Origin of the sequence: Phytomonospora sp. NPDC050363, from assembly GCF_040655735.1 — a bacterium.
GTDB lineage: Bacteria > Actinomycetota > Actinomycetes > Mycobacteriales > Micromonosporaceae > Phytomonospora.
The window spans coordinates 1-25,072 of sequence record NZ_JBFAKK010000018.1; the positions used below are offsets into that span (position 1 = coordinate 1).

Annotated in this window: 27 protein-coding genes; 18 read left to right on the top strand and 9 right to left on the bottom strand. The window is 71.7% G+C overall.

The features are described from left to right. Positions 1–180: 180 nt before the first annotated feature. Complete coding sequence (locus tag AB0I28_RS34760; RefSeq protein ID WP_357499977.1) at positions 181–1,362, bottom strand: glycosyltransferase; 1,182 nt, start codon at positions 1,360–1,362, stop codon at positions 181–183. Between the two features lie 304 nt (positions 1,363–1,666). On the opposite strand from AB0I28_RS34760, the gene AB0I28_RS34765 reads away from it, so the two are divergent. Beyond that, positions 1,667–2,035: an STAS domain-containing protein gene (locus AB0I28_RS34765; RefSeq protein WP_357499978.1), complete on the top strand. Its 369-nt coding sequence runs from the start codon at positions 1,667–1,669 to the stop codon at positions 2,033–2,035. Positions 2,036–2,056: 21 nt separating this feature from the next. On the opposite strand, the gene AB0I28_RS34770 is transcribed toward AB0I28_RS34765, so the two are convergent. Continuing rightward, positions 2,057–3,376 (bottom strand): PP2C family protein-serine/threonine phosphatase, encoded by a 1,320-nt coding sequence (locus AB0I28_RS34770; RefSeq protein WP_357499979.1) that lies wholly within the window; start codon positions 3,374–3,376, stop codon positions 2,057–2,059. A 203-nt stretch (positions 3,377–3,579) separates the two neighbouring features. Here AB0I28_RS34770 and AB0I28_RS34775 point away from each other — a divergent pair, with 203 nt between their 5' ends. From AB0I28_RS34775 to AB0I28_RS34800, 6 genes are all read left to right on the top strand, one after another. Further along, entirely contained in the window at positions 3,580–4,824 is a 1,245-nt protein-coding gene (locus tag AB0I28_RS34775; RefSeq protein ID WP_357499980.1) for an MFS transporter, read from the top strand. A 66-nt stretch (positions 4,825–4,890) separates the two neighbouring features. Next, positions 4,891–5,331, top strand: coding sequence for a protein-tyrosine phosphatase family protein (locus tag AB0I28_RS34780; RefSeq protein WP_357499981.1), 441 nt, complete (start codon positions 4,891–4,893; stop codon positions 5,329–5,331). Continuing rightward, positions 5,328–5,630, top strand: coding sequence for a hypothetical protein (locus AB0I28_RS34785; RefSeq protein WP_357499982.1), 303 nt, complete (start codon positions 5,328–5,330; stop codon positions 5,628–5,630). The genes AB0I28_RS34780 and AB0I28_RS34785 overlap by 4 nt, the downstream gene beginning before the upstream one ends. Before the next feature lie 28 nt (positions 5,631–5,658). After that, positions 5,659–6,222 (top strand): hypothetical protein, encoded by a 564-nt coding sequence (locus tag AB0I28_RS34790; RefSeq protein WP_357499983.1) that lies wholly within the window; start codon positions 5,659–5,661, stop codon positions 6,220–6,222. Positions 6,223–6,334: 112 nt separating this feature from the next. Next, positions 6,335–7,102 (top strand): SDR family NAD(P)-dependent oxidoreductase, encoded by a 768-nt coding sequence (locus AB0I28_RS34795; RefSeq protein WP_357499984.1) that lies wholly within the window; start codon positions 6,335–6,337, stop codon positions 7,100–7,102. Then, complete coding sequence (locus AB0I28_RS34800) at positions 7,099–8,031, top strand: RNA polymerase sigma-70 factor (protein ID WP_357499985.1); 933 nt, start codon at positions 7,099–7,101, stop codon at positions 8,029–8,031. Before AB0I28_RS34795 ends, AB0I28_RS34800 begins: the two co-directional genes overlap by 4 nt. Positions 8,032–8,083: 52 nt before the next feature. On the opposite strand, the gene AB0I28_RS34805 is transcribed toward AB0I28_RS34800, so the two are convergent. Then, on the bottom strand, positions 8,084–8,659 hold the full coding sequence (locus AB0I28_RS34805) for a HEAT repeat domain-containing protein (protein WP_357499986.1): 576 nt from the start codon (positions 8,657–8,659) through the stop codon (positions 8,084–8,086). Between the two features lie 602 nt (positions 8,660–9,261). Between AB0I28_RS34805 and AB0I28_RS34810 the strand changes: the two genes are divergently transcribed. From AB0I28_RS34810 to AB0I28_RS34840, 7 genes are all read left to right on the top strand, one after another. Then, the gene (locus AB0I28_RS34810) at positions 9,262–10,521 is read left to right on the top strand and encodes an ATP-binding protein (protein WP_357499987.1); all 1,260 of its coding nucleotides are present in this window, start codon (positions 9,262–9,264) and stop codon (positions 10,519–10,521) included. Further along, entirely contained in the window at positions 10,518–10,973 is a 456-nt protein-coding gene (locus AB0I28_RS34815) for a roadblock/LC7 domain-containing protein (RefSeq protein WP_357499988.1), read from the top strand. Before AB0I28_RS34810 ends, AB0I28_RS34815 begins: the two co-directional genes overlap by 4 nt. Positions 10,974–10,977: 4 nt before the next feature. Then, positions 10,978–11,334, top strand: a complete 357-nt coding sequence (locus tag AB0I28_RS34820) for a DUF742 domain-containing protein (protein WP_357499989.1) — start codon at positions 10,978–10,980, stop codon at positions 11,332–11,334. After that, a complete protein-coding gene (locus AB0I28_RS34825; protein WP_357499990.1) occupies positions 11,324–11,926 on the top strand; it encodes an ATP/GTP-binding protein in 603 nt (200 codons plus the stop codon). The genes AB0I28_RS34820 and AB0I28_RS34825 overlap by 11 nt, the downstream gene beginning before the upstream one ends. Beyond that, positions 11,923–13,137 carry a hypothetical protein gene (locus tag AB0I28_RS34830; protein WP_357499991.1) on the top strand — a complete coding sequence of 405 codons (1,215 nt, stop codon included), beginning with the start codon at positions 11,923–11,925 and terminating at the stop codon, positions 13,135–13,137. The genes AB0I28_RS34825 and AB0I28_RS34830 overlap by 4 nt, the downstream gene beginning before the upstream one ends. 10 nt (positions 13,138–13,147) lie before the next feature. Beyond that, entirely contained in the window at positions 13,148–14,362 is a 1,215-nt protein-coding gene (locus tag AB0I28_RS34835) for a cytochrome P450 (RefSeq protein ID WP_357499992.1), read from the top strand. 217 nt (positions 14,363–14,579) lie between these two features. Then, positions 14,580–16,238: an alkaline phosphatase D family protein gene (locus tag AB0I28_RS34840; protein ID WP_357499993.1), complete on the top strand. Its 1,659-nt coding sequence runs from the start codon at positions 14,580–14,582 to the stop codon at positions 16,236–16,238. Here AB0I28_RS34840 and AB0I28_RS34845 read toward each other — a convergent pair. Together AB0I28_RS34845 and AB0I28_RS34850 are read right to left on the bottom strand one after the other, a co-directional pair. After that, positions 16,132–17,439, bottom strand: coding sequence for an MFS transporter (locus AB0I28_RS34845; protein ID WP_357499994.1), 1,308 nt, complete (start codon positions 17,437–17,439; stop codon positions 16,132–16,134). The genes AB0I28_RS34840 and AB0I28_RS34845 overlap by 107 nt on opposite strands. After that, positions 17,439–17,990 (bottom strand): helix-turn-helix domain-containing protein, encoded by a 552-nt coding sequence (locus tag AB0I28_RS34850; protein ID WP_357499995.1) that lies wholly within the window; start codon positions 17,988–17,990, stop codon positions 17,439–17,441. The genes AB0I28_RS34845 and AB0I28_RS34850 overlap by 1 nt, the downstream gene beginning before the upstream one ends. Before the next feature lie 437 nt (positions 17,991–18,427). Here AB0I28_RS34850 and AB0I28_RS34855 point away from each other — a divergent pair, with 437 nt between their 5' ends. Both AB0I28_RS34855 and AB0I28_RS34860 read left to right on the top strand, forming a co-directional pair. Then, positions 18,428–19,240 carry an RICIN domain-containing protein gene (locus tag AB0I28_RS34855; RefSeq protein ID WP_357499996.1) on the top strand — a complete coding sequence of 271 codons (813 nt, stop codon included), beginning with the start codon at positions 18,428–18,430 and terminating at the stop codon, positions 19,238–19,240. A gap of 22 nt (positions 19,241–19,262) precedes the next feature. Next, positions 19,263–20,270, top strand: a complete 1,008-nt coding sequence (locus AB0I28_RS34860) for a zinc-binding dehydrogenase (protein ID WP_357499997.1) — start codon at positions 19,263–19,265, stop codon at positions 20,268–20,270. A gap of 18 nt (positions 20,271–20,288) precedes the next feature. On the opposite strand, the gene AB0I28_RS34865 is transcribed toward AB0I28_RS34860, so the two are convergent. The 3 genes from AB0I28_RS34865 to AB0I28_RS34875 are packed head-to-tail and all read right to left on the bottom strand — an operon-like array spanning position 20,289 to position 22,205. After that, on the bottom strand, positions 20,289–21,092 hold the full coding sequence (locus tag AB0I28_RS34865) for an NAD(P)H-binding protein (protein ID WP_357499998.1): 804 nt from the start codon (positions 21,090–21,092) through the stop codon (positions 20,289–20,291). Then, positions 21,089–21,721 (bottom strand): TetR family transcriptional regulator, encoded by a 633-nt coding sequence (locus AB0I28_RS34870; protein WP_357499999.1) that lies wholly within the window; start codon positions 21,719–21,721, stop codon positions 21,089–21,091. Before AB0I28_RS34870 ends, AB0I28_RS34865 begins: the two co-directional genes overlap by 4 nt. A 49-nt stretch (positions 21,722–21,770) precedes the next feature. Next, complete coding sequence (locus tag AB0I28_RS34875) at positions 21,771–22,205, bottom strand: DUF1801 domain-containing protein (RefSeq protein WP_357500000.1); 435 nt, start codon at positions 22,203–22,205, stop codon at positions 21,771–21,773. 89 nt (positions 22,206–22,294) lie between these two features. Here AB0I28_RS34875 and AB0I28_RS34880 point away from each other — a divergent pair, with 89 nt between their 5' ends. Beyond that, positions 22,295–23,935 (top strand): bifunctional 3'-5' exonuclease/DNA polymerase, encoded by a 1,641-nt coding sequence (locus tag AB0I28_RS34880; protein ID WP_357500137.1) that lies wholly within the window; start codon positions 22,295–22,297, stop codon positions 23,933–23,935. Positions 23,936–23,973: 38 nt separating this feature from the next. On the opposite strand, the gene AB0I28_RS34885 is transcribed toward AB0I28_RS34880, so the two are convergent. After that, positions 23,974–24,351 (bottom strand): hypothetical protein, encoded by a 378-nt coding sequence (locus tag AB0I28_RS34885; RefSeq protein WP_357500001.1) that lies wholly within the window; start codon positions 24,349–24,351, stop codon positions 23,974–23,976. Positions 24,352–24,619: 268 nt separating this feature from the next. On the opposite strand from AB0I28_RS34885, the gene AB0I28_RS34890 reads away from it, so the two are divergent. Further along, positions 24,620–25,057 carry a hypothetical protein gene (locus AB0I28_RS34890; protein WP_357500002.1) on the top strand — a complete coding sequence of 146 codons (438 nt, stop codon included), beginning with the start codon at positions 24,620–24,622 and terminating at the stop codon, positions 25,055–25,057. The last annotated feature ends 15 nt before the right edge of the window (positions 25,058–25,072 follow it).

Genomic DNA, 25,072 nt, shown 5'->3' on the forward strand with positions numbered 1-25,072 from the left:
ACCAGTTGAAGCAGTGGCGGGGCATCGCCACCCGATACGACAAAACCCACCAGTCCTACCAGGCAGCCATCACCCTCGCCGCCATCCACCAATGGGCTACCCACCCTTTGACGACACACCCTAGGGCTTTCCAGTGGGGATCACCGCGGGGCTGCGGGCCTCGCACCGACAGGACAGGCCCTAGCCGACGGGTTCCTTTCCCGCCAGTTCGAACAGCATGCGCGCGGCCGCGTCGACGCCGTCGGAGCGGATCCGGCCGGCCACCTCGGCGGCCCGTCGCCCGGTCTCCGGGTCGAGGACGGCGCCGAGCGCGCCGGAGAGGGAGTCGAGGCCGAAGACCGGGCCGTCGTGCGCGACGCCGACGCCGAGCGCGGCCACCCGGGAGGCGAAGTAGGGCTGGTCGCCCATCTGCGGCACCACGACCTGCGGCGCGCCGGCGCGGGCGGCGGTGGTCGTGGTGCCCGCGCCGCCGTGGTGCACGACGGCCGCGACCCTGGTGAACAGCTCCTGCTGGTTGACCTCCCCGACGGCGAAGCAGTCGTCCCGGTCGTCGACTACGGTCAGGTCGGCCCAGCCGCTGCCGAGGACCACGCGGCGGCCGTGGGCGCGGGCGGCCTCGACGGCCACGTGCGCGGGGTCGGCCGGCGCGCGCATCGGCATGCTGCCGAAACCGACGTAGACCGGCGGTTCGCCGGCGTCCAGGAAAGCCTCCAGGCCGGGCGGCAGGGGACGCTCGTCGGGCAGGATCCACGCGCCGGTCTGCACGACGTCGAGGGCGATGTCGTCGGTCGGGCACAAGACCGGGTCGCAGGCCAGCCACGGACGGTCGGTGAAGACGTGCGCGCGGACGTCGTCGACGGGCGGCAGGCCCAGCTTCGACCGGCGAGTGTTGAGCGGCTCGCGGTACATGCCGTTGACGGCCTCGGCCGCCGCCGGGGGCAGGCCGTAGTCGTTGTTCCCGCTTCGCGTCGGCAGACCGAAGACCTGGTAGGCCGCGTAGACGTAGGGGATGCCCAGGTTCGCGGCGACCTCGCGCAGCCCCGCGGGCATCAACCCGGCGGCGAGGATGACGTCGCGGCCCTCCGCCGCCGCGGCGAGGGTGGTGAAGCGGGCCTCGACGAGGGTCGCGGCGATGGCGCGGGCGTCGTCGAGAGTCGGCGGCTTCTCCCCGCCCACGAACGACCGCACCGAGGGGCCGATCGGCAGCGCGGGGATCTCGCGGGCCTCCACCATGTCGGTGAAGTCGGGCGGGAGGGAGAGCAGCACGTCGGCGCCCAACTCCCGCAGGCGCAGCGCGAGCGCCAGCACGGGTTGGACGTCACCGCGTGATCCGAATGTCGACAGCAGTACACGCATCGTCATGGCACCCATCTTCGTCGGGATCGACTGTTCGAGCGCTGATTCTGCAACACGGCCGACCACCGGAAGAGACCCCGGTTGTGCCTGCTCAGCGGGGGTGTGATAGATAAATTAGTAGTGGAGGGCGCTTCGGCGCCCTTTTCTCGTGCACCCGGTCCCCGGTGTCACCGGCCTCGGCGGTCGATCAGGACACCGGCGACGAATCCACGCGGATTCACAGCGCCCCGGGCACTGTCCCGCGACCAGAGGGGCGGCCCCTCTGGGAGGTCGGCGAGTGAGACTCGCGTCGCGGGTCTAGGGTCGGCCTATGATCCTTCCCGAGCACGGCGTCGGCTTCGCCGCCGACGACCGTTCCGACTGCCGCGTGATCACTCTGGCGGGAGAGGTCGACGTGGCCATGTCCGGCGCGCAGGAGGCCGAGTTCCTCGCCCTCCTCGACGGCGCCCCCGGCGGGATCGTCGTGCTCGACTTCAGCGAAGTGGCCTTCTGCGACTCCACGGGGCTGGGCATCCTCCTGCGAGCCGTCCGCCACATGGGCAGCGTCTCCGGCCAGATCCGCATCGCCGCGCCCCAGGATCACATCGCCCGTCTGATCACCATGAACGCGCTCGACCGGGCCCTGCCGATGTACGACACCGTGGACGAGGCCGCTGCCGCGCCGCTGCCGTCCGCCTGACCCGCCCTGCACGGGCGCCGCTCACGGCCGGCTGTGCCGGTGCTGACTCGGCGCCGGCGGGTGGTCGCCGTCCGGTTGCGTCGCCGGGTTGGGGTCGGTGACGGCTGTAAGGGCGGCGGCGTGGTCGGTCGCGGTGAGCGACGGGCCGAGCCATTCGCACAGCAGGATCGTCGCGTCGTCGCGCAGCCGCCCGTCGTGGTGGTCCAGGAAGGTCTCACTGAGGCGGCGCAGCGTCTCGGGAACGGGCAGCCGGTCGGCGTGGTGGCGGATGAGGATCTCGCCGAAGCGCTCGCGACCGAAGGCGGTCCCCTCGGCGTTGCGGGCGTCGGTGATGCCGTCGGTGTAGAGCACCACGCGGTCCCCGGGCTCCAGTTGCGTCGTGCACACAGGGTTCTTCACACCGAGACCGGTGCCCATGGGGTGCATGGGCGCGCACTCAAGGTCGGTGTTCCAGCGCGAGTCGCGGATGAGCATGGGCGGCGGGTGGCCGCGGTTGACCCAGCTCAGTTCCCCGCTACGGGTGTCGAGGGTGGCAAGGACACCGGTGGCGTAGCGCTGGTGCTGGTACTGCTCGATCAGCGCGTCCTCGACCGCCTGCCCCATGTCGAGAAGGTCGGCACCCTGGCGGCGGGCGTTGCGGCAGGTGGCAACGGCGAGGTTGGCGGTGAGTCCGGCGGCCGTGTCATGCCCCATCGCGTCGAATACCGACAGGTGGACGAAGGGGCCGTCGGTTCCGTAATCGAAGGCGTCCCCGCTGATCCGGTACGCCGGCTCCATGGAGGCGGCGACCACGACGCGGCCGTCGGCGTAGCTGCGCGCGTTCGTCAAGCGCCACTGCATCTCGGCGGCCACGTTCATCGGCTCGGTGCGGATCAACCGGGCCAGGGAGTCACTGCTGTCGCGCTTGCTGACGACGATCAAAGCCACCAGCGCGGCGAGCCTGTCGGCGTCCTCATAGGCCCGCTCGTCGTTGTGCTCGGAGCAGATGCGCAGCAGGCCGAGCCGCTCGGTGCCGTCGATGAGCGGCACCCACCAGTGGTGGCCCGCCCCGTCGCAGGGCTTGGCCTCCACGATCTGGCCGAGTTGGTAGGCGCGGCCGGGCAGGGTCGCCTCGACGGCGATCTCGGAGGCGTGCTCCTCCTCCGCCACCCCGATGCCGGTGACCAGGCGCAGCACTCGACGCTGGAGGTCGCCGAGATAGATCAGGACCTGCGAGAAGCCGGCGTGCGCGGCGGTCTCCTCGGTGCGCGCGGGCAGGAGCTCCAAGGGCATCAGGTGGCTGGCCGCGAGCAGGTCGGCCAGCATGCGTCGGCCCCCGGCGTCTCGCTCCGGATCACTCATCGGTTCCTCATCTCCGCTTCGGCATCGGTCCGCCCGCGGGTCGCGGGTGGTCTTCGTCCGATACCCCGCCGACGGGACCGCCATGTCGAGACGAGTCGGCTGTCACCGCTCGGAGGAGCGGCGGGTGTGATCCACGTCCTCTTGCCGCCTCCCTAATTGTAAGGAAGGCTATCCATTGAGCCCCTTACCCGGAAGGAGCGGCAGTGGTCGCCCTCGCCCAGCCGCGCACCCCCAGCGCCCTCTGGACCCGCAATTTCAGCCTCTACTTCACGGCCCGCTCCATCGCGCTCCTCGGGGACGGCATGCTCCCCGTCGCCGTCGCGCTGGCCGTCGGGGGCGCCGGTTTCGGCCCTACCGGCGTCGGTCTGGTGCTCGCCGCGTTCATGGTGCCCTTCGCGCTGCTGATCCTGTTCGGCGGCGTGTTCGCCGACCGCTTCACGGCCCGCAAGATGATGATCGGGGCCGACCTCGCGCGCGTCGTGACGCAGTCGGTGGTCGCCGTCGCCCTGTTCTCCGGCGACCCCTCGCTGTGGCTGCTGGTGGCGATGTCGGCGATCGCCGGGGCCGCGGCGGCGATGTTCCAGCCGGGCGTCAACAGCATGGTGCGCCGCGTGGCGAGCGACCCCCAGCGCGCCAACGCCACCCTCCGCGTCGCCGACGCCATCGCCCAGCTCGCCGGACCGGCCCTGTCGGCGATCCTGGTCGCCGCGATCAGCGCGGGAGTGGTCTACGCCGTCAACGCCGCCACCTTCGCCGTCAGCGCGGTGTGCCTGCTGGCCCTGCGACTGGGCGCCGAACCGGTCGTCGCCCGGGGGGCATCGATGCTGCGCAACCTCAAGGAAGGCTGGTGCGAGTTTCGCTCACGCGCCTGGATGTGGGGCGTGATCTCGATCTTCTCCGCGATGGCGATGCTCACCTTCGCCCCGCTCTACCCGCTCGGTTCGACCCTGGTCACCGACCGGCTCGGCCAGACCGCCTACGGGTGGGTCATGTCGGCGATGGGCGCCGGAACGATCCTCGGCGGCCTGATCGCCATGCGCTACAAGCCGGCGCGGCCGTTGCGCGCCGGGGCCGTCGCCCTGGTCGGCTTCGCGCTGATGCCGCTCGGCTACGCCGTCCACGCGCCTTTCGGGGGCCTGGTGGCCCTGCACATCCTCGGCGGCGCCTCGTGGGCGTTCTGGTCGGTGATGTGGTCGACGAGTGTGCAGACCCAGGTCGCCCCCGAGGTGCTCAACCGCGTGACCGCATACGAGGTGGCCGGCTCCGTCGGCTCCATCCCCATCGGCCAGGCCCTCGCCGGCCCGATGGCGGCACTCGTCGGCGCCGAGGCCGTGCTGGGCTTCGGTACCGCCGTCGGTCTCGCCTGCTGCCTGGCCATGCTGGCGGTCCCGGCGATCCGCGGCCTGCGCCGCGTGGGCCTCGGCGCGCTGGCGGGTGAAGGCTCCTAGCGATGATCGAGGCGTATACGAAACGTATTACACTCAGCTCGAAACCCCGGCGACGCGGAGGCTCGGATGAGTGTGGAGACGTGGAATGCGGGCACGCCCGGCGTGCTGCGGCTGCCTTCGGGCCGGTCGGTTCGCGGACGAGGGCTGCGCCATGGCCCGCCGCCGGAAGGGCTGGAGCCGTCCTTCGGCGTCTACCTGCTCGGTGAGGCCCTCGACGAAACAGCGTGGGACTCGCGGTGGCTGCGTTGCCGCGACTTCTGGACCCCCGACCGCGCGGAGGCGCGCGCGGTACTGGGCGAGGCCCTGGAGCGCGCGGGTTCGCAGCGGGTCGAGGTCGCCTGCGGCGGCGGGCGCGGGCGCACCGGCCTGGCCTTGGCGTGCCTGGCGGTCCTGGACGGCGTTCCGGCGGGTGAGGCGGTCGCGTTCGTGCGGGCCGGCTTTCACCGAAAGGCCGTCGAGATGCCCTGGCAGCATCGCTTCGTGCGGCGGTTCGGAGCGCCGGCATGACCGGGGAGACGGCGGACCTGGAGTTCGCCTCCACCGACGGCATCGCGTTGACCGACGCGCTCGACCTCGTCGATCCGCCGGCGCCCGCGGACTCCGACGCGATGGTGGTCAAGACCGTCCGGGTGCCCCGTGCGATCGACCGGGCGATCGCCGACGCGGCCGACGCGGCGGGCGTGTCACCCTCGGCGTGGATCCGCGGTGCCATCGAGGCGAGCCTGGCCGGCCGGGAGCGCAGCGGCCTGGTCAATGTGGACGACGTCCTGCGCGCGATCGAGGCGCTCCCTCGCGCGGTCGTGTGAGCCCACGCGGTATTGCGATCATGGCCCCATGACTCTCCACTGGTGCGCCCGACGCGAAGGCGAGCTCCTCCCCCACGACCACACGGCCCTCGCCACGATGCTCGACGGCGTCTACCCCGAATACCCCGGCCGCTTCACCGGCACCCGCAGCTGGCTGGGGGCGCGCCCGGAGGCGCGCGTCATCGGCGGCGACGACTCGGGCATCGCCGCGCACGCCGGCGTCGTCCGCCGTTTCATCCAGGCGGGTAGCGAAGGCGAGCGCGTCGACCAGCTCGTCGCCGTCGTCGGCCTTGTGGGCGTGCGCGCCGACCTGGCCGGCGGCGGGCACGGCCGCGAGCTGATGGCCCGCACCGCCGCGCTGCTCGGCGAACTGGCCGTCCCCTTCGGTCTCCTGCTGTGCGCGCCGCGGCTCAGCGGCTTCTACACCGCCTGCGGCTGGCACCCCCGGCCCGGCGTCTCCTCGACGCTGGCGTTCGACCCCTGGAACCCGGCCGTCGAACGCATCGAGGTGCCCGCGATGGTCCTGCCGGTGCGCGCCGCGCTCGCCGACTGGCCCGGAGGCGATCTGTTCTGGAACACACAGCAGGTCTGATGGACGCGCGTCACACGCGCCGATGTCACTGTCCGGCGGGCTGTCTCGTCTCGAGTGTCGAAGGCGAGTCCTTCGACAGTCCGGACAGCATTCGACCGCAGGGAGCCCACACGTGAGCGAGCAGAACACGCACCGCGAGATCGCACTGGTCACCGGGGCGAACAAGGGAATCGGCCGCGCGGCCGCCGAGCGGCTGGGCGAGCTCGGCATGACCGTCCTCATCGGCGCCAGGGACGCCCGACGCGGCGAGGAGGCCGCGGCGGCGCTGCGCGCGGCGGGCGCGAACGCCCACGCCGTCACACTGGACGTCACCGACGCGTCGAGCGTGCGGGCGGCGGCCGAGTTCGTCGAGGAGCGCTTCGGCCGCCTCGACGTGCTGATCAACAACGCCGGGATCACCGGCTCGGGGAACGTCTCGCCCGTCGAGGCCCTCGACCAGATCCCCAGCACCGTCGACCTGGACATGGTCCGCACGGTGTTCGAGACCAACGTGTTCGGCGTCGTCGCGGTCACCAACGCGATGCTGCCGCTGTTGCGGAGGTCCCCCGTGGCCCGGATCGTCAACGTCAGCAGCGGAGCGGCCTCGACGGCGCTCGCCGCCGACCCGGCGGGGCCGCTCTCGACGCTGCCGGCCTCGGCCGCGTACACGCCTTCCAAGGCCGCGCTGAACGCGCTGACCGTCCAGTACGCCAACGAGCTGCGCGGGGACGGAATCCTCGTCAACGCCGTAGCGCCCGGGTACGTCGACACCGAGATCAACGGCAACACCGGGTTCCTCACCCCGGCGCAGGGCGCGGCGGTGCTCGTCCGCTACGCGACGCTCGACTCCGGCGGGCCCACCGGCGGGTTCTTCGGCGAGGCCGGGACGGAGCCCTGGTGACGCCCCCGGGCTCGTCGCGCACCGAGGAGTTCTGGGAGCTGCGGCCGCTGCTGTTCACGATCGCCTACCGGCTCCTCGGCAGCGTCGGCGAGGCCGAGGACGCCGTCCAGGAGACCTGGCTGCGCTGGGCGGCGTCAACGACGCGGCCCGTCTCGGCCAAGGCGTTCCTCTCGGCGGTGGTCACCCGGATCTCCATCGACGTGCTGCGCTCGGCACGGATGCGGCGCGAGGAGTACGTCGGACCTTGGTTGCCCGAACCGCTGCTCACCGATCCCTACGAGGATCCGGAGCGTTCGGCGGAGCTGGCCGACTCGGTCTCGATGGCCGCGCTGCTCCTGTTGGAGCGGCTCAGCCCGCTCGAACGCGCGGTCTTCGTGCTGCGAGAGGTGTTCGCCTTCGACTTCGGTGAGGTCGCCTCGACGGTGGGCCGCTCGGAGGAGGCGTGCCGGCAGCTCGCGGTGCGGGCCCGGCGCCACATGGACGGCGGGCGCCCCCGCTTCGAGGCCGACCGGCGTGAGCGCGAAGCACTCGCCGGCCGCTTCTTCGACGCCTTCAAGGAGGGCGACGTCGACGGGCTGCGGGAACTCCTCGCCGCCGACGTGACCATCGTCGGTGACGCGGGCGGGAAGGCTCCGCAGGCTTCGAAGGCGGCCGTCGGCGTCGAGAACGTGGCCCGCCTGCTCGTGGCATTCACCCCGCCGTTCGCGCGGATCGCCGGGGTCGTGGACAGGTGCGAGGTGAACGGGCAGCCGGGCGCGATCCTCCGCGACCGCGAGGGGAAGGTCCTGAGCGCCTGGGCGCTCGACGTCCTCGGCGGGCGGATCCAGACGATCCGCACGGTCACCAACCCCGACAAGCTCGGGCACCTGGGACCGGTCGCCGACGCGTGGGCGGCCTTGCGCGAGGCCGGACGCCCGCGCGGGGTGTGAGGGACGGCGGGCCGTTTCTCCCGTGCGGAGGACCGGCCCGCCGGAGTCGGGTTCAGCTCAGGCCGAGACCCTGGCGGACCAGCGAGGCCGAGTGGGCGATGCCCGGGTCTACGTCATCGCCCGCGACCCGGTCGAGAACAGGGCCGTACTCCGGCCAGTCGGCGTAGCCCATCGCCCAGACGGCGCACTTGCGGACCCGCGGGTCGGCGTCGCGCGAGGCGCGCTCGATCCGGGTGAGGACACCCTCGACCGCTCGCGCCGGCGAACCGACGCCGAGGCGCATGACCGCCCGCGCCCGCCCGGCCGGGTAGGCCGCCGCCGACACCTCGTACATGAGGTCGTCGAGGGACCAGACGGCCACGGTCCCGGCGACGCCGGACAGCGCCGTCTCGCGCGCCTCGGCGGTGCCTCCCTTGGCGAAGACGAAGCGCTCGTCGACGAACTCGTCCTCGACGTAGTGGACGGTCATGTCGTCACCGGCCGACCAGGCGAGTTCCCGGTAGACGCGCTGCCCGGGATCGCGTTCGAGCATCCCCAGTGAGGTCCAGCCGTGCGTCTCGGCGCACTCGGCGAGCGCGGCGAAGCCGGCGTGGTCCTTGAGCACCAATCGGTGACTCTCGTCGGTCATCGCGGCCTCGTCCCCTTTGCTGCCAAGGATCAAAGCGATAATTCAACACTGCGCCGTTCGGCTTCCCCGCAGTGGCTTCCGGTCACCTCCGGGCCCTTTCAGCGGGCGCACGGGCCGCAGGTGACGTCTCGAATCCCTGTGATCACGGTCACCAATGACGGTCACTCTGCGTCATATCCCCCGTTCGCTGAAGGGTTCGCGGGAAAACGGCGTTCGACAGTCCAATGTGGACGGCCCCGAGCGGTTCACAAGTTTCCGGGCTTCTGGGAAGATGCCCGCAGGGGCTGCGGGATCCCTTGTACACCACGGGTTTCGCGTATCAGGGCGATGAAGTGGGAACTTACCGCCGGATCGGCACGGCCGGTCGCCTTCGTCCACCTATGGCGCTTTGATCATCATATCGACGTGTTACGATCCCCCCGCGCCCAGTTGGGGCGACATCCCCCAGTGTGGAGTCCCCCGAGAACTCGGCTGATCGACCGTGCGCATCTCCATGACGAGAACGACCACGATGAAGGACAGTTGTGCCTGAAACCGCTTGGGTAATCGGCATCGTCGTTACGGCGACGGTGTTCTCTTTCTTCCTCCTGCGTCAAAGAACAGTGAACAAGAGAGCGATCGAGGCCGAGCGAGCACGCTATGAGGCGGCCGTCGGCGAGGTCGAAAAGGCCCGCTCCTACAACCTCGCCTATGTCAACGAGGCCCGTTACCTCGCTGATGTGCGCGTTCCCGCCTGCGTCGAGATCCAGGCCCGCAACACGCCGGGAGTGAACGTCCCGGGCCTTTCCCGGCCCACATTCGAGGGCTCGGCCCTCGACGAGTCCTACCAGCAGGTCCTCGACGGGATCGGCAAGGGCTTCGAGGTCATGCGGCGCGACGTGAGCGGCTCGGCCCGCGTGGTCGTCGAGCACCTCCTCGACGAACCGCTGGTCCGGATGACGCGGCTGAGCGCCGGAATCCTCGCCGAGATGGAGCAGCACCACGACCCCGCGGTGGTGGAGTCCCTGATGAGACTGGACTCGCTGGCCAGCACCGCCCGCCACGCCGTGCAGCGCGGCCTGATCCTGGCCGGCGCCTGGCCCGGTGTGCAGCGCGACACCAGCCCCATCGGCGACGTCGTCGAAGCCGCCCGCGGACGCGTCGAGACGCACACCAGCATCAAGCACCTCTACAGCAATACCGCCGCCGACGTGTGGGTCCACGGAAGAATCGTGGAACCGCTGGTGGTCGCGTTGACCGAACTGCTCGACAATGCCGCCAAGCATTCCGCGCGGCCCGTCGACGTGAAAGTCCAGGACGCCGCGACCGGATACGCGATCGTCGTCGACGACGCCGGGATCGGAATGAACACCCGCCAGCGCGATCAGGCCAATGCACTGATGAGCAGCGAGGTCACCGTCGACATCACGACACTCGGCGACGGCGGTCAGGTCGGATTCCACATCGTCGGCGCATTGTGCCGCCGATACGGATTCCGCGCCGAAATCGCCGGCCCCTCGGCATTCGGCGGAACCAGGGTGGTCATGCTCATCTCCCGCGACGACATCTCGACCGGCGCGGCGAATGCGGCCGACGCCGGCGGTGCCGAGCCCAGCGCCGCGCGGCTGGCGAACCCGCCCATGCGCCGCGACACCGGGCAGCTGCCCGTGCCGTCCCCGCGGCCCGCCCCCGTGCCGGAGTCGGAGTCGGAGCGGACCGTCTCGGGTCTGCCCGTCCGCCAGCGCGGCTCCAGACCCTCGCCCATGCCCGCACCGCCCGAACGCAGCGTCGCGCCCGTCGCCTTCGATCCCGACGAGGCGGCGGCCGGACTGGCCAATTTCTCGCGAGCATTCAACGACACCGAAGAAGGAGAGCCGAAGTGACCGCTCAGCAGCACGTCGATGCCGAGATGGGCCGACAGCTCGACCACATCACCCAGGAGAACGGCTGCCTGCACGCCGTCTTGTTCACCGGCGACGGACTCCTGAAGGCGAAGTCCTCGGGCATCGACCGCGCCGACGCCGAACGGGCCGCGGCCGGTCTCACCGGGATCGGGTCGCTCTCACGAGGGCTCGGCGACTTCTGCGGCACCGACCACCTCGCCTGGCGGCGCACGATCGTCGACTTCGGCGAGCACACCGTCATGGTGCTGACCGCCGCGGCGAACACCTACCTCGCGGTGTCCGTCGCGGCCGGGCTGACCAGCGACCAGATCGTCGTGGTGACGCACACGGCGGTCGGTGTCATCAAGGCGATGAACGAGCACCTCGGTGCGCCCGAGCGGGCGCGCGGCACGACAGGGAATCCGAACCCGAGTACATACGAAAGGGTCTGAAGCCATGACGCCCGTGCGCCGCAGCCGTGCCGGACTGGTCCGGTCGCACACCCCGACCGACGGCCAGGCCAGGCCCGTGCGATCGAGTCTCGACGAGAGCACGCTCCTGTACCCCGACACCAACATCGAGCGCGGTGGGCTCTCGATGACGGCCAGCCGGGTGATGGACCTGCTGGCACCGGGCGTGCTGGCGCTGGCCGAGATCAGTGCGCACCTGCGCATGCCGGTCCCCATCGTGAAGGTCATCGCCGCCGATCTCGTCGCCAGCGGACACGTGCTGGCGCGCACCCCCGCCCCGCCGGAGCAGCGCAACGATTGCGAACTGCTGGAGAGGATCCTCAGTGCCCTCCATGAGCTCTGACGTCCGACATCTGCCGACCAGCGTCACCCAGAGCGTGAAGATCATCGTCCTGGGCCCGTTCGGGGTCGGCAAGACGACGCTCATCAACAGCGTCTCCGAGATCCGTCCACTGTCGACGGAGGAGACCATGACCCAGTACGGGCAGGAGGTCGACGACCTCGCCGATCTGCCCGACAAGACGACCACCACGGTCGCGATGGACTTCGGGCGCCTGACCATCGGCGACGACGTCGCCCTGTACCTGTTCGGGGCGCCCGGGCAGCCGCGCTTCCGCAGCTTCGTCGACGACCTGATGCTCGGCGCGCTCGGCGGCATCGTCCTGGCCGACACCCGCCGGATCGAGGCGAGCTTCGACCACATCGACCGGCTCGAACACGCCGGCGTCCCCTATGTGATCACCGTCAACACCTTCGACGGCGCCCCCGCCTACAGCGAGGACGAGCTGCGGCAGGCCTTCCAGCTCGACGAGGACACGCCGCTGGTCGTCTGCGACGCCCGGCGGCGCGACTCGGCGAAACTGCCGCTGATCTCCCTGGTCCGCCACCTCCTGGCCCGCAGCGAAGCATCCCGACCGGAGCCTTCCCACGCATGAACGAGACCGCCACCTCTTTGCCGCAACTATTCGGGGACTCCTTCACGGTCGATCCGAACACGGCCTACAACGCGCTGCGCGCCGCCGGTCCGGTGGCGTGGGCGGAGCTGTCGCCCGGCGTTCACGGCCTGGTCGTCACCAGCCATCCCGCGGCCGTCGAGCTGCTGTCGAGCCCTCCGGGCGTCTACACCCGCGACACCCGCAACTGGGCGGCGCTGAACGAGGGACGGGTGCCGCCGGACAGTCCGCTGCTGGGCATCCTGGGGTGGCGGCCGAGCCTCCTCTACGCCGACGGCGCCGAGCACGCGCGCCTGCGTACCGCCATCGAGGACTGCATGTCGCGGGTGCGCGCGTGGCGCCTGAAGGAGATCACCCGCGAGGCGGCGCTGAGCATCATCGCCGGCCTCAACGGCAAGGGCCGCGCCGAGCTCGTCGCCGAGTACGCGATGAGCGTCCCGCTGCTCGTCTTCACCGAGTTGCTGGGCTGCTCGCCGGAGGTGAGCGCGCAGATCGTCGACGCCTGTGCCAAGGTCATCGGGGCGGGGCCGGACGCCGCGCAGGGCAGCGAGGAGTTCGGCGGGATCCTGGCCGGGATCGTCGCCCTCAAGCGCGAACAGCCCGGCGACGACCTGGCCAGCTGGATGATCGCGCACGCCAACGAGCTGACCTTCGAGGAGGTCGTCTCCAGCCTCTACACCCTCGTCGGCGCCGGCCACGTGCCCACCTCCACGTGGATCGTGCAGGCCCTGCGGCTGCTCCTGACCGACGACGACTACAGCGGCGACCTCACCGCCGGAGCCGTCAGCGTCCGCCGCGCGATGGAGAAGGCGCTGTGGGAGGCCAGTCCGCTGTCGACGTTCAGCTTCCACTTCGCCGTCGCCGACACCCGCCTCAACGGCGTCCCCATCCCCAGGGGCGTACCGGTGCTGATCAGCCACCACGCGGTCAACACCGACCCGGCGCTGCCCTCGAACGTCTCCTACGACTCGCGCGCGCACCTGGCCTTCTCCGCCGGCGACCACCGCTGCCCGGCGCCGGTCCATGCCGCGATCATCACCCAGGAGGCGATCACGGCCGTCCTCGAACACCTCTGGGACGTTCGGCTCGCCGACAAGGGCCGCGTACCGAACATGCCGGGGCTCTTCCACCAGTGCCCCGCGCATTTGAACGTCGCGTTCACTCCCGCGACGGCAACTTCCCCACCCCGGTAAGGAGCACCAAGTGAGCCACCCCTCCCCGGCACTGGTCGTCATGGATTCCACCGGAAGACGGCTGTACCGGCAGACCGACGAGCTGCGCGCGGGCGGCGACGCCACCCGCGTGGCATTGCCCGGCGGTTTAACCGCCTGGTCGGTCACCTCGACCCCCATGATCAAGTCCCTCGTCACCGACCCGAGGGTCACCCGCGACCCCCGCAAGGGCTGGCCCGGCTTCACCGACGAGACCCAGCCGCCGTGGATGATGCCCTGGACGCCGGCGTCGATGTTCAACGCCTCCGGGACCGACCACACCCGGCTGCGCAAGCTCATCAGCCCGGCGTTCACACAGCGCCGCGTCGAGGCGCTGCGCCCGTCGGTGACGGCCATCGTCGACGGCCTCCTCGACGCGCTCACCACGGCCCCGCAAGGTGAGCCGGTCGACCTGCGCGCCACCTTCTCCTACAAGATCCCCATCACGGTCATCTGCGACCTCCTCGGCGTGCCCAAGGAGCACCGGGACCTGATGGCCCAGGTCATGGAGGCGGCCATCGACACCTCCATGTCCGCCGAGGAGGCCGCGGCCAACAACTACGCGATGGTCAAGGCGATCATCGACCTCATCGCCGCCAAGCGCGAAGAACCCGGCGACGACATGACCACGCAGCTGCTGGACATCCACGACGACGGCGACCGCCTCACCGAGCAGGAACTGGTGGCGACGCTGATCCTCATGGTCGGCGCCGGGTCCGAGACCGCCGTGAGCCTCATCGACCACTCCACGGTCGCGCTGCTCACGCACCCGGAGCACCTGGCTACCACCCGGGCCGAGGACCGCTGGAACGACGTGATCGAGGAGTCCCTGCGGCGGGACGCGCCGATCATGCACATCCCGGCGCGCTACGCGCTGGAGGACATCACCCTCCCCGACGGAACCCTCATCAGGACCGGTGAGCTCATCCTCATCGGCTTCGGCGCCGCCGGCCGCGACCCTTCGGCGCACGACCGCCGCGACGAGTGGGACCTCGACCGCACCGACAAGGCGCACCTCGCCTTCGGTCACGGCATCCACTACTGCATGGGCGCCCCGCTGGCGCGGCTGGAGGCGACCGTCGCGCTGCGGCGCCTCTTCGACCGCTTCGACGTCGAACTCGCCGTCGAACCCTCGGAGCTGCGGCGGCAGCCGTCGTTCATCGGCAACGACTACAGCGCCGTCCCGGTGCTGCTGACCAGGCGCTAGACCGAGATCGCGACATCGTCCCATGTGGACGGTGCCGCTCCCGCGCATGAGCCGGAGGCCGGGTCCCCGAGGGATCCGGCCTCTTGCACGTCGCGAACCGAAGGCCTCGGCGCCGTGGCCAAGATCACCCGCCTCACGAAGGACCGTGCGCGCCTACTCAAGCACCCCTGCGAACCGGTAGGTTGCGTAAGCGAATCCGCGAGTGAGGAGAGGTCCAATGCCGGAACTGGTGCTGGGGCCGTTGCTCAGACACGTCGACACGAACTCCGCCACCGTATGGGTGGAGACCGACGCGCCATGCGAGGTCACGGTCGCGGGCTCCTCCGCCCGCACCTTCCAGGTCGAGGGCCATCACTACGCCCTCGTCGTGATCACCGGGCTCGAACCGGGCACGGCCGTCGACTACGAGGTCGTGCTCGACGGCGAGGTCCACTGGCCCGAGACCGGCTCCGGCCTGCCCCCCAGCCGGATCCGCACGCTCCCCGTCGGCGGCGACGACGACTTCCTGCTCCTCTTCGGCTCCTGCCGCCTCCCGGAGAGCGACGACCCACTGGAGAACGTGTCCTGGGGCACCGACGCGCTGGCCGCCTACGCCGTGCGCATGGCCACCCGGCCCGAGGCCGAGTGGCCCGACGCGCTCGCCCTGCTCGGCGACCAGGTCTACGCCGACGAGACGAGCAAGGCGACCGGCGCCTGGATCGGCGAACGCCGCGACGTGAACGTCGCCCCCGGGACCGAGGTCGCCGACTTCACCGAGTACGTCCGGCTCTACCACGAGTCGTGGTCGGCGAAGCTGGTCCGCTGGCTGTTCTCCACGGTGCCGACCTCGATGATCTTCGACGACCACGACGTGCGCGACGACTGGAACACCTCGCAGGCCTGGCGCGACGAGATCGAGCGCACCTCCTGGTGGAGTTCGCGCGAGCGCGGGGCGCTGATCAGCTACTGGATCTACCAGCACATCGGGAACCTGTCGCCGACCGAGTTGGCCGAGGACAAGACCTACCGGGCCGTCCTGGAGGCCGGGCGCGACGGCGACGCGATCGAAGTGCTGCGCGAGTTCGCCGACGAGGCCGACCGGGAGGTCAACGGGCGCAAGGGGACCCGCTGGAGCTACCGGCGCGACTTCGGCAACGTGCGGCTCCTGGTCGTCGACACGCGGTCGGGCCGCATCCTGGAGGACGGGAACCGGTCGATGGTCGGCGACGGGGAGTTCGAGTGGATCGAGGACAACGCCACCGGCGACTACGAGCACCTGCTGATCGGATCCTCGCTGCCGTGGCTGATGCCGCACGCGATCAGTCACGCGCAGTCGATGAACGAGATCGCCTGCCGGCGACCGGGTTGGCGCGGTCGGCTCGCGGAGAAGCTGCGGCAGGCCGCCGACCTGGAGCACTGGCCGTCCTTCCGGGACTCCTCCGACCGGCTCACCCGGCTGATCCGCCGGATCGCCGAGGGCACGGCCGCGTCGGTGAGCGTCCTGTCCGGTGACGTGCACCATGTCTACGCCGCCGAGGCGACCTTCGACCGTCCGGTCAACGCTCGCGTCTACCAGCTGACCTGCTCGCCGCTGCACAACCGGGTCGAGTGGTGGATGCGGCCGGTGTTCCGCGCCGCGTGGTGGAAGTGGCTGGCGGCGTTCCCCCGGTTCCTGATGCTCCGCTCGCGGCACATCAAGCCGCTGCCGGTCTCGTGGGACAAGATCGCGGGCCCCTACTTCGGGAACGCGGTCGCCTCGCTGCGCATCCGCGGGCGGGAGGCGACGATGCTCATCGAGCGCGCCTCCAGCACCGCCGACGGCCCGTACCTGCGGGCTCTGCCGACGATACCGCTGACCGGCCCGGCAACCGGGCTCGCCCCGTCGGACAAGCCCTAGATCGTGTCCGGTGGACGGTCGTGGCGACGGCGGCCGCCATCAGGCACACCGCACCGCAGCCGGCGAAGAAGAACCCGGCGCCCCATCGCGCCGAGACCAGGCCGGCGAGGGGCAGCAGGATCGGGCTGAGGCCGAGGGTGCACAGGCTCGTGACCGCTGTGACTCGGCCGAGGTAGCGGGGCTCGGTGCGGATCTGGAGTTCGCCGGCGCCGAGGACCATCGCGACGCCGCCGGCCAGGCCGAGGGCGCCCGAGCAGGCGATCGCGAGACCCGCGCCGGGCACGAAGCCCGTCGCCGCGACCAGGACGCCGCTCGCCGTCAGCGACGCCGCCATCGCCGGGCCGGGGCGGCGGACGGCGGGGAACGCGACCAGCAGTAGTCCCGAGACCGCGCCGCCGACGCTGAAGGCGCTCAGCAGCGCCCCGAGGACACCGGCGCCCCAGTCGCGCTCGCCGGTGAGCAGGACGAGTCCGGCGGCGACCGGGCCGCTGAAGCACATCTCGCCGAGGCCGATCACCGCGACCAGTGGCAGGAGTCGCCGGTCGGTGCGCAGGTATCGCAGCCCGTCGCGGAAGTCGCGCCACGCACCGCCACTGGAGTCCACATCGGACGGTGCCGGGCGCAGGCGCAGGGTGGCCAGCAGGACCAGCGACAGCGCGAAGAGGAGGCCGGCCAGGGCGAACCCGGCAGGCGCGCCCGCCCAGGTCAAGACGAGCGCCGCGAGCAGGGGGCCGAGGCCATTGCCGATCCGCAGGGCCAGCGAGCGCATGGCCTGCACGCGGGTCAGCTGGCCGGGGTCGGTGAGGCGGGGCGGGAGAGCGCCGACGGCGGGGATGAAGAGCGCGTCGGCGGCTCCGAAGATCAGCGCGACGGCGAACAGGAGCCACAGTCCGCCGCCGCTGTAGGCGATCCCGGCCGCCGCGAGGATCACGACGCAGCGGATCAGGTCGCTGGCGATGACGACCCGGCGCGGCCCGAAGCGGTCGGCGAGCACGCCGCCGCCGAGCATCAGCAGAGCTCGGGGCACGGCGCCGGCGGCGAGGACGGCGCCGACCTCGGCGGGTCCGGCGGCGCGGGTGACCGCCCAGGACAGGGCGAGGAAGTAGACGAGGTCGCCGGTGATCGAGGTGGTGTAGGCGCCGAGCCAGCGCAGGACGGCGCCGTCGCGGTGGGCGGGACGGGGCGGGGCCTGGAGCAGCATCAGTCGTCCAGGAGCGGGAACGCCTGGAGCCGCACGGAGACGACGGCGGCGTCGGGATCACCGTCGGCCGCCTGGGCGTGTCCTTCGATGAGGTCGTGCAGTTCCCGCTTGAGCGCGTCGAGGCCGCCGGGGGTCAGGCGCAGGGCGTGGTCGCTGAACACCGAGGCGTCGAACCAGTCCTCGGGGAGCAGCGGGACCGTCGCCGAGACGCGGCGCAGCTGGTCGGCGTAGGCCAGGACGAGGGCCTGCGTGTACGCGCGGCTGTCGGAGCGGTCGCCGGGGAAGGTCGCGGGGTCGTGCAGAGACTGCCGGTGGACCGCGCACCACCAGCGGTCGCGCCGGTTGCCGCGCTCGGTGTCCTCTTCGATGAGGCCGCCGGAGGCGAGGCGCCGCAGGTGGTAGCTGGCGGCGCCGGAGTCGAGCCCGAAGAGTTCGGCGAGCTGGCGGGCGGTCGCGGGGCCGTGGCGGCGGAGGCGGTCGAGAAGTGTGAGCCGCATCGGGTGGGCGAGCACGCGCAGGGCGGCGGCGTCGAGGGTCACGTGGTCGGTCATGCGGGGAGTCTAGCTTCTGCGAAGAACTGTTCGCGAAGAAGTGTTCTGCTTTCCTTCCGGCAGGTCACCCGATCGACGGGGGTTCCCATAGCATTGGGGCTCACCCGTCCCACGGATTCCCTCGCGAGGAGCAGACAGTGGACACCGCCCCCGAGCCCGGTGAGCGCGACCGACCGGACGACGCGGTGCGCCCTTTTCCATCGCTGAGGGATTCCGGGCGCAGGTCGCGGCGGGGCGCTCCCGCGCAGCGCGGCGAGCCCGTCCCACCGCCCGCCGCGGAACCGGTGACGGAGCGGACGGCGTGGCCGCCGGCTCGGCCGGACCCGTATGTCGAGCCCTCCACCCCGGTCGCGCCGGTGACTCCCGCACAGGCCCCGACGGTCCGGGTATCGCCGCCCGCGCCTCCACCGCTCGGCCATCCGGCTCCCGGCTCTCCGGTGAACCCCTACCTCGCACCCGACCCGTACGCCGCTCCCCCGCAGGATCCCTACGCCGTGCCCGGCGCGCGTCCGGATCCGTACCTCGCACCGGTCCGTCCCGCCACCCAGGAGCCTCTTTCCTCGGCGCCTTGGGCGGCCCCGGCACCGACGTCGCCGCCCGCTCCCCCGCCCGTACGGACGGGCCGGGGCCTTTGGCGCTACGCGCCCATCCCCGCCGCGCTCCTGCTCGCCGTCGGCATCGTGTGGGGCGCCGTCGCCCTGCGCGACGAGCCCTCCGGCGACGGCGCCGCGCCCGCGACCTCGGAGTCCAGCGCGGACCCCACGCCGGCGCCTCCGTCGGCCCGGCCTTCCGGGCCGTTGCCCGTGGGCACGGTCGCGACCGGCGACTACACGATCAGGCTCGTCGACTCCGGATTGTGCGTGGGCGAGGGCCCCGAGCCGGGCAACACCGACAAGATCGTCCTGGTCCAGTCCGACTGCGCGACCGCCACGCCGCCGATGGCGCTCAAAGAGTTCACCCCCGGCGTCTTCCAGCTCCAGCTGAAGAACCCGCAGCTGGGCACCGGCTGCGTCGAGCCGGACGGCCCCGACGTCGAGATGCTCTACCGGGGCGCCGAGTGCGACGACCACGGCACCGCTCCCGAGCAGCTCTTCGGTATCGAGGCGGCCGAAGGGGGCGGCCACCGCATCCGCAACGCCGCCAGTGGACACTGCTTCTCGGTGGTCGGTGGCGGACTGACCGCCGGGGTCGCGTTCATCCAGGCGCGCTGCGGCGGCCCGGCACAGGTCTTCACGTTCGAGACGCCGTGACGAGAAACCAGCAGGAGGTCCGATGAAGGTCGCGAGACTGCACGGGATCGGTGACATAAGGGTCGGGGAGGAACCCGACCCGGTACCGGGTGCGGGCCAGTCGCTCGTGCGGGTGACCGCGATCGGCCTTTGCGGCTCGGACCTGCACTGGTACGGCGAGGGCGGCATCGGCGACGCACAGCTCTCCGCTCCACTGGTGGTGGGTCACGAGTTCGCCGGAGTGGTCGAGAGCGGGCCGCTGAAGGGCCGCCGGGTCGCCGTCGACCCCGCGATCCCCTGCCACGTCTGCGAACTGTGCCGCGAGGGGCACCCGAACCTGTGCCTCGACATCGGCTTCGCCGGGCACGGCGTGACCGACGGCGGGCTGCGCGAACTGCTGGTCTGGCCCAGCTCGCGCCTGCATCCCCTGCCCGACAACCTCTCCGACGCCGACGGCGCCATGCTCGAACCCCTCGGGGTGGCCGTCCACTCCCTCGACCTCGGACACGTCCGGCTCGGCGACACGGTCGCGGTCATCGGCTGCGGCCCGATCGGGCTGCTGCTCATCCGGCTCGCTCGGCTGGCCGGGGCCGCGACGGTCGTGGCCTCCGACCCGCTACCGCAGCGTCGCGAGGCCGCGACCCGGTACGGCGCCGACGCCGTCTTCGACCCCGCGTCCGGCGCGGACGTGAACGAGTTCCTGCGCGAGGCCGTCGGCGTCGGCGCCAACGTGGTGTTCGAGGTCGCCGGCTCCAACGACGCCGTGGCCACCTCGATGCTCGCCGCCCGCCCCGGCGGCCGGGTCGTCCTGGTCGGCATCCCCGACCCCGACGAGATCGCCTTCCCTGCCTCCACGGCCCGCCGCAAGGGCCTCACCATCGCGCTCGTGCGGCGGATGAAGGAGGTCTATCCGCGCGCGATCGCGTTGGTCGAGAAGGGACAGGTGGACGTATCGTCGCTGGTCAGCGACCGGTACACGCTCGACGAGGTGGCCGAGGCCTTCAAGTCGGCGACCGCCCGGCGAGGGCTCAAGACCGTCGTCGAACCCTGAACGCCCCGCACCGGCGGCTCAGCGGAAGTCGCCGGCGTGGTCGCGCGCCCACTGAACGAAGGTCCGCGACGGGATGCCCGTGACGTCCTGGGAGAGCGGGCCCGGCGCCAAGGGGTCGGTGCCCGCCTCCGCCATCGCCCTGACCACGGGTTCGTAGCCGACGGCGAGCGCCTCTTCGATGGTGATCAGCTCGATCCTGACCTCGCGGCCGATCGCCTCGCCGATGATGCGTGCGCGGTCGTACTCGTCGAGCGATTCGGGCCCGCCGAGGGCGTAGGTCTTTCCGGCGTGGCCGGGGCCGGTCAGGGCGGTGACGGCGACGTCGGCCATGTCGTCCTCGTGGATCGGGGTGCCGTGGACGCGGGGGAAGGCGGAGCGGATGACACCTTCGGCCCTGATGGACTCCGCCCAGCCGAGTGAATTGCTCGCGAACATGCCGGGCCGCAGGATCGTGAAGGGGATTCCCGACTCGCGCAGCGGGTTCTCCGCGGCGAGGTGGAGGTCCCCGATCGGGTTGCCGGGGTAGGCCGCCGCGATCGACGAGAGCATGACGACGCGCTCGACCCCGGCGTCGGCGGCCGCGGCGAGGAAGCCGCCGAAGTCGCCGCGCGGGGCGTAGGTGAAGACGCGGTCGACGCCGTCGAGGGCGGCTTTGACACTGGCCGGGTCGGCGAGGTCGAGGCCGATGACGCCCACGCCTTCGAGAGGCGGTGTCGCCGAGGGATCACTGCCGGCGGCGCGCACGTCGGCTCCGGCGGCGGTGAGGCGGGCGACGGCGGCGCGGGCGACTCGGCCGCGCGCGCCGGTGACGAGGATGGTCACGGGTTCTCCTGTTCGGTGGGGTGGGCCGCCAGGGGACACAGGTGGTCCAGGATCCGGCGGATCTGTTCGGCGTACTCCTCGGCGAAGCCGGGGTCGGTGGGGTCGTCCCCGTAGGCGTCGCGTACCAGCTCGGGCAGCGCGACCGGAGCGATGACCATCCCGATCAGCGCGATCCGGAAGGCCCGCATGTCGATGTCGGCGGGCAGTTCACCGGCCTCCTGCCGGGCGCGCATGTCGGCGATGTCGGCCTCGGTGCGCGCTTGTCCGTCGACTTCGCCGGGGGCGTCGTCATCGAGGCCGCGCCAGAGCGTCAGGCGGGTTCCGCGCGGGTCGACGAGCGTGTGGCGGACGAAGCGGACGGCGATGTCGGCGAAGGACGCATCGTCGGTGACGAAGGTCCGCTCGCGCTCGTGCCAACTCTGCTGGAGAGCGCGGTAGAGGCCGCTCTTGCCGCCGAAGTAGTAGGTGATGAGCTGCTTGTTCACACCCGCGCGGGTGGCGATGTCCTGTACGCGGGCACCGGCGTAACCGTGGGCGGCGAACTCGTCGAAGGCCGCGTCGAGGAGTTTGGCGCGGGTCCGCTCGGCGTCGCGGCGGCGGTCTTCGGGTTCGAGGGCGCGGCGAGGCATGCGCCGAACTTATCACCCAACTGGATGATTGAAATCCCCGAGTGGATGACTAGTGACGGGTGGCCTCGTAGTGGGCGATGTGCTCGTCGACGGAGTTCGCGGCGATCTCGGCGGCGATGACGTCGAGCGCGAGGTCGTCGACGGAACGGAAGCGCACACAGCTCTTGCCCATGTCCAGCTTCTTTCCGCTGGCCGCCCACCGCTCCCGGAAGGCTTCGCCCGCCTCGCCGTAGACCGACATCAGGTACAGCGACATGTGGTTCTTCTGGGAGGCCAGGGCCGCGTACGCCAGCGGCTGACCGTTGTAGGTGTCGGGATGGCGTTCGAGCGGGACGACGTACCCGATCATCCCGAAGGACATCTCCTCGCGGTAGCCCTCGGGGAGGTTCGCCAGGATCAGCCCACGGACGGCCGCGACGGCCTCGCGGCGGCCATCGGGGAGCGCGGCGACGTACTCGTCGACGGTTTCGGCTTCGCTTCTCACCAGGTCAACGTAACAGCGCGCGACGCCGGCGGGACCGGATGAACCTGACCGGAACTGTCACACTCCGCTGGAATGATCGGCCCGTGCGGATGTTGCTGGTACCCGGTGAGGACGGGTCGGGGTGGATCAAAGCCGTCGGCGACGACGGCGCCACTTCCACGCCCGCCGTCGAGTACCCCGACCTCGCCGCCGAGGTCCGGCGCCGCGAGGCCGCCGAGTCGCCCCGGTGGGTCCTCGCCGACGTCGCCCACGGCTACCCGCCCTTGCTGGCCGCGGGTGCCCGGCTGGCCCGCTGCCACGACCCCGTCCTCGCCGAGGGCGTCCTGCTCGGCTTCGAAGGGCGCTACGGCGAACCCACCTCGGTCGCCGCGGCGTACGCCCGTGCTCGCGGCCTGCCCGTTCCCGTCGAGGAGCCCGAGCGGGTGCTGCGGCAGGAGACGCTCTTCGCCGACGAGAAGCCGCGGCCCTCCGGCCGCGAGGAGATCGACCGCCTCGCCGTCGTCCACGCCGAACAGGTCCGCCGCACCGCTGCCGGCGTCTCCGGGCTCGGGACCCTCGTCGCGGCGGAGTCGGTCGGCGGCCTGGTCGCCGCCGAGATGACCGCCCAGGGCCTGCCTTTCCGCCGAGACGTGCACGACGAGCTCCTCACCGGAATGCTCGGTCCCAGACCGGTGAAGGGCATGCGCCCGCGTCTGCTCCAGGAACTCGCCGACCGGATCGCCGAGGCCTTCGGGAAGGTCGTCAACCCCGACTCGCCGCAGCAGATCGTCGCCGCCTTCAAGGCCGCCGGCAAGCCGGTGGAGTCCACCCGCTCCTGGGTCCTCAAACAGGTCGACCACCCGGCGGTCGAGCCGCTGCTCCAGTACAAGGAGAACGCCCGCATCTGGGTCGCGCACGGCTGGACCTGGGCCGACCAGTGGGTCGGCGAGGGCCCCACCCCCGCCGGGCAGCGCCTGCGGCCGGAGTACGTGGTGGGCGGGGTCGTCTCCGGCCGGTGGGCGACCAACGGCGGCGCGGCGCTCCAGATCCCCAAGGCGCTGCGCAGAGCGGTGACCGCCGACGCCGGCTGGAGCCTGGTCGTCGCCGATGCCGCCCAGCTCGAACCTCGCGTACTGGCGGCCATGTCCGGCGATGCCGGGATGGCCCGCGCCGCCGGCGAGATCGACCTCTACGCGGCCCTGTCGGACGCCTTCGGCGGCAAACGCGATGGCGCCAAGATCGCACTGCTGTCGGCGATGTACGGCGGCGGCAGCGCCGACGCGCTGTCACTGCTGGCGGTCATGCGGCAGCGCTTCCCCGTCGCCTACGCCTACGTCGAGGCCGCCGCTCAGGCGGGCGAGCAGGGCCGCATGGTGCGGTCCTGGCTCGGCCGCACGTGCCCGCCGGCCTCGGCGCGCTTCAAGAGCATGGGCGCGGGACCGGACGCCACGCGGGCCGTGCGGGACCGGGGCCGCTTCACGCGCAACTTCGTCGTGCAGGGCACCGCCGCCGAATGGGCGCTGGCGCTGCTGGCATTCCTCCGCCGTCGCCTGCACGCCGAGGATCTGGGCGAGCTGGTGTTCTTCCAGCACGACGAGGTGATCGTGCACTGCCCGAAATCGCGGGCGGCGAGAGCGCACGAAGCCGTCGATGAGGCGGCCAGGGAGGCGACGGCGCTGCTGTTCCCCGGTACGCCGGTCCGGATCCCGATGCAGACGACCACGGTCGACAGCTACGCCGACGCCAAATGAGCGGAGCGCGGGGATCGGAAACCCGCACACCGCCGGGTTCAGCCGGGCAGGTCGGTCCGCGTGCCGGGACGCAGGGGACTGTGGCGGGACAGGCGCGCCCAAGCGTCGTCGACGTCTCCGTCGCCGTCGGCGTCGACACCGGCGGCCCTCAGGCGCGCGGCCAGGTCCGGCCAGGACTCCGGTGTGAGCAGCGCGTCGGCCTCGACGGCGTCGAGGGTGTCCACGTCGGTCTCGGGGCCGGCCTCGCACGCCAGGAGCCAGTACGCCACGGCACGGGCGAGGGTGAGGTCGGCGCCCACGGTGGTGTCGGGCTCACCGGGCTGCGCTTCGGCCAGGGCGCGCGTCAGCGCGTCGCGCCATGGCGTCTGGACGGCGGTGGCCTGCCAGTGCTGGAGCCAGGAGCGGGGACCGGTCATGGTGATCAACCGTAGCCAAAAACCTGGCCTACCGACGGATCGACGCCGTGGCGCGGCGCCCCCCGGTGGCGGCGGAACCGCCTTCCATTCGGGCGACGCGCCGCCGCTTCCCTTGCCCGTCAGGGAGAACCGGCCGCTCTCAAGGCGCATGTGACGGTGTCGCCGGGCCGAATTTTCGAGTACCGTCCAAAAGGGAGCGTCGCGGACCGGTGACTACGGGTGCGCGTCACCCAGCCCCCACGCCGGACCAGCACTTCGAGGACGTCCGATGACATCCGAGCATCTCCCCGGGGACTCCGCCGAGTCCGCGTCCGGGAAAGAGGCCGCCGCGGCCGCGCGGGCCCGGTTCTGGGACGACGTGATCGTCAACGAGGCCGAGAGCCACGTGGCCGCCCTGCACCGCGACCGCCTGCTGGCCGCACGCCGGGCCGCGATGGAGCGCCTCACCGAGGCCAGGCAGTCGCTCGCCTACGCCCGTGAGTACGGCGATCCCGACATGCTCGCCGCCGCCGTCACCGACGTGGCGCGGGCCGGCGGCGACTACAAACGGATCCGCGACAGCGTCGCCGATGAGCTGCAGGAGATCATCCGCGCACGACTGGTCCGGATGACGGCCATGACCGCGCATCTGGGCGACGCCGCCGAGGCCGACTCCCACTGGCTGTCCACACTCGACTTCCAGGGCCCGGCCGACGAGGAGGACTGAGCTCCTCCCCCATCG

Coding starts and splice junctions, on each gene's coding strand:
- AB0I28_RS34760 (WP_357499977.1), bottom strand. CDS start 1,362: ATGACGATGCGTGTACTGCTGTCGACATTCGGATCACGCGGTGACGTC.
- AB0I28_RS34765 (WP_357499978.1), top strand. CDS start 1,667: ATGATCCTTCCCGAGCACGGCGTCGGCTTCGCCGCCGACGACCGTTCC.
- AB0I28_RS34770 (WP_357499979.1), bottom strand. CDS start 3,376: ATGAGTGATCCGGAGCGAGACGCCGGGGGCCGACGCATGCTGGCCGAC.
- AB0I28_RS34780 (WP_357499981.1), top strand. CDS start 4,891: ATGAGTGTGGAGACGTGGAATGCGGGCACGCCCGGCGTGCTGCGGCTG.
- AB0I28_RS34785 (WP_357499982.1), top strand. CDS start 5,328: ATGACCGGGGAGACGGCGGACCTGGAGTTCGCCTCCACCGACGGCATC.
- AB0I28_RS34790 (WP_357499983.1), top strand. CDS start 5,659: ATGACTCTCCACTGGTGCGCCCGACGCGAAGGCGAGCTCCTCCCCCAC.
- AB0I28_RS34805 (WP_357499986.1), bottom strand. CDS start 8,659: ATGACCGACGAGAGTCACCGATTGGTGCTCAAGGACCACGCCGGCTTC.
- AB0I28_RS34820 (WP_357499989.1), top strand. CDS start 10,978: ATGACGCCCGTGCGCCGCAGCCGTGCCGGACTGGTCCGGTCGCACACC.
- AB0I28_RS34825 (WP_357499990.1), top strand. CDS start 11,324: ATGAGCTCTGACGTCCGACATCTGCCGACCAGCGTCACCCAGAGCGTG.
- AB0I28_RS34830 (WP_357499991.1), top strand. CDS start 11,923: ATGAACGAGACCGCCACCTCTTTGCCGCAACTATTCGGGGACTCCTTC.
- AB0I28_RS34840 (WP_357499993.1), top strand. CDS start 14,580: ATGCCGGAACTGGTGCTGGGGCCGTTGCTCAGACACGTCGACACGAAC.
- AB0I28_RS34845 (WP_357499994.1), bottom strand. CDS start 17,439: ATGCTGCTCCAGGCCCCGCCCCGTCCCGCCCACCGCGACGGCGCCGTC.
- AB0I28_RS34850 (WP_357499995.1), bottom strand. CDS start 17,990: ATGACCGACCACGTGACCCTCGACGCCGCCGCCCTGCGCGTGCTCGCC.
- AB0I28_RS34860 (WP_357499997.1), top strand. CDS start 19,263: ATGAAGGTCGCGAGACTGCACGGGATCGGTGACATAAGGGTCGGGGAG.
- AB0I28_RS34870 (WP_357499999.1), bottom strand. CDS start 21,721: ATGCCTCGCCGCGCCCTCGAACCCGAAGACCGCCGCCGCGACGCCGAG.
- AB0I28_RS34880 (WP_357500137.1), top strand. CDS start 22,295: ATGTTGCTGGTACCCGGTGAGGACGGGTCGGGGTGGATCAAAGCCGTC.
- AB0I28_RS34885 (WP_357500001.1), bottom strand. CDS start 24,351: ATGACCGGTCCCCGCTCCTGGCTCCAGCACTGGCAGGCCACCGCCGTC.
- AB0I28_RS34890 (WP_357500002.1), top strand. CDS start 24,620: ATGACATCCGAGCATCTCCCCGGGGACTCCGCCGAGTCCGCGTCCGGG.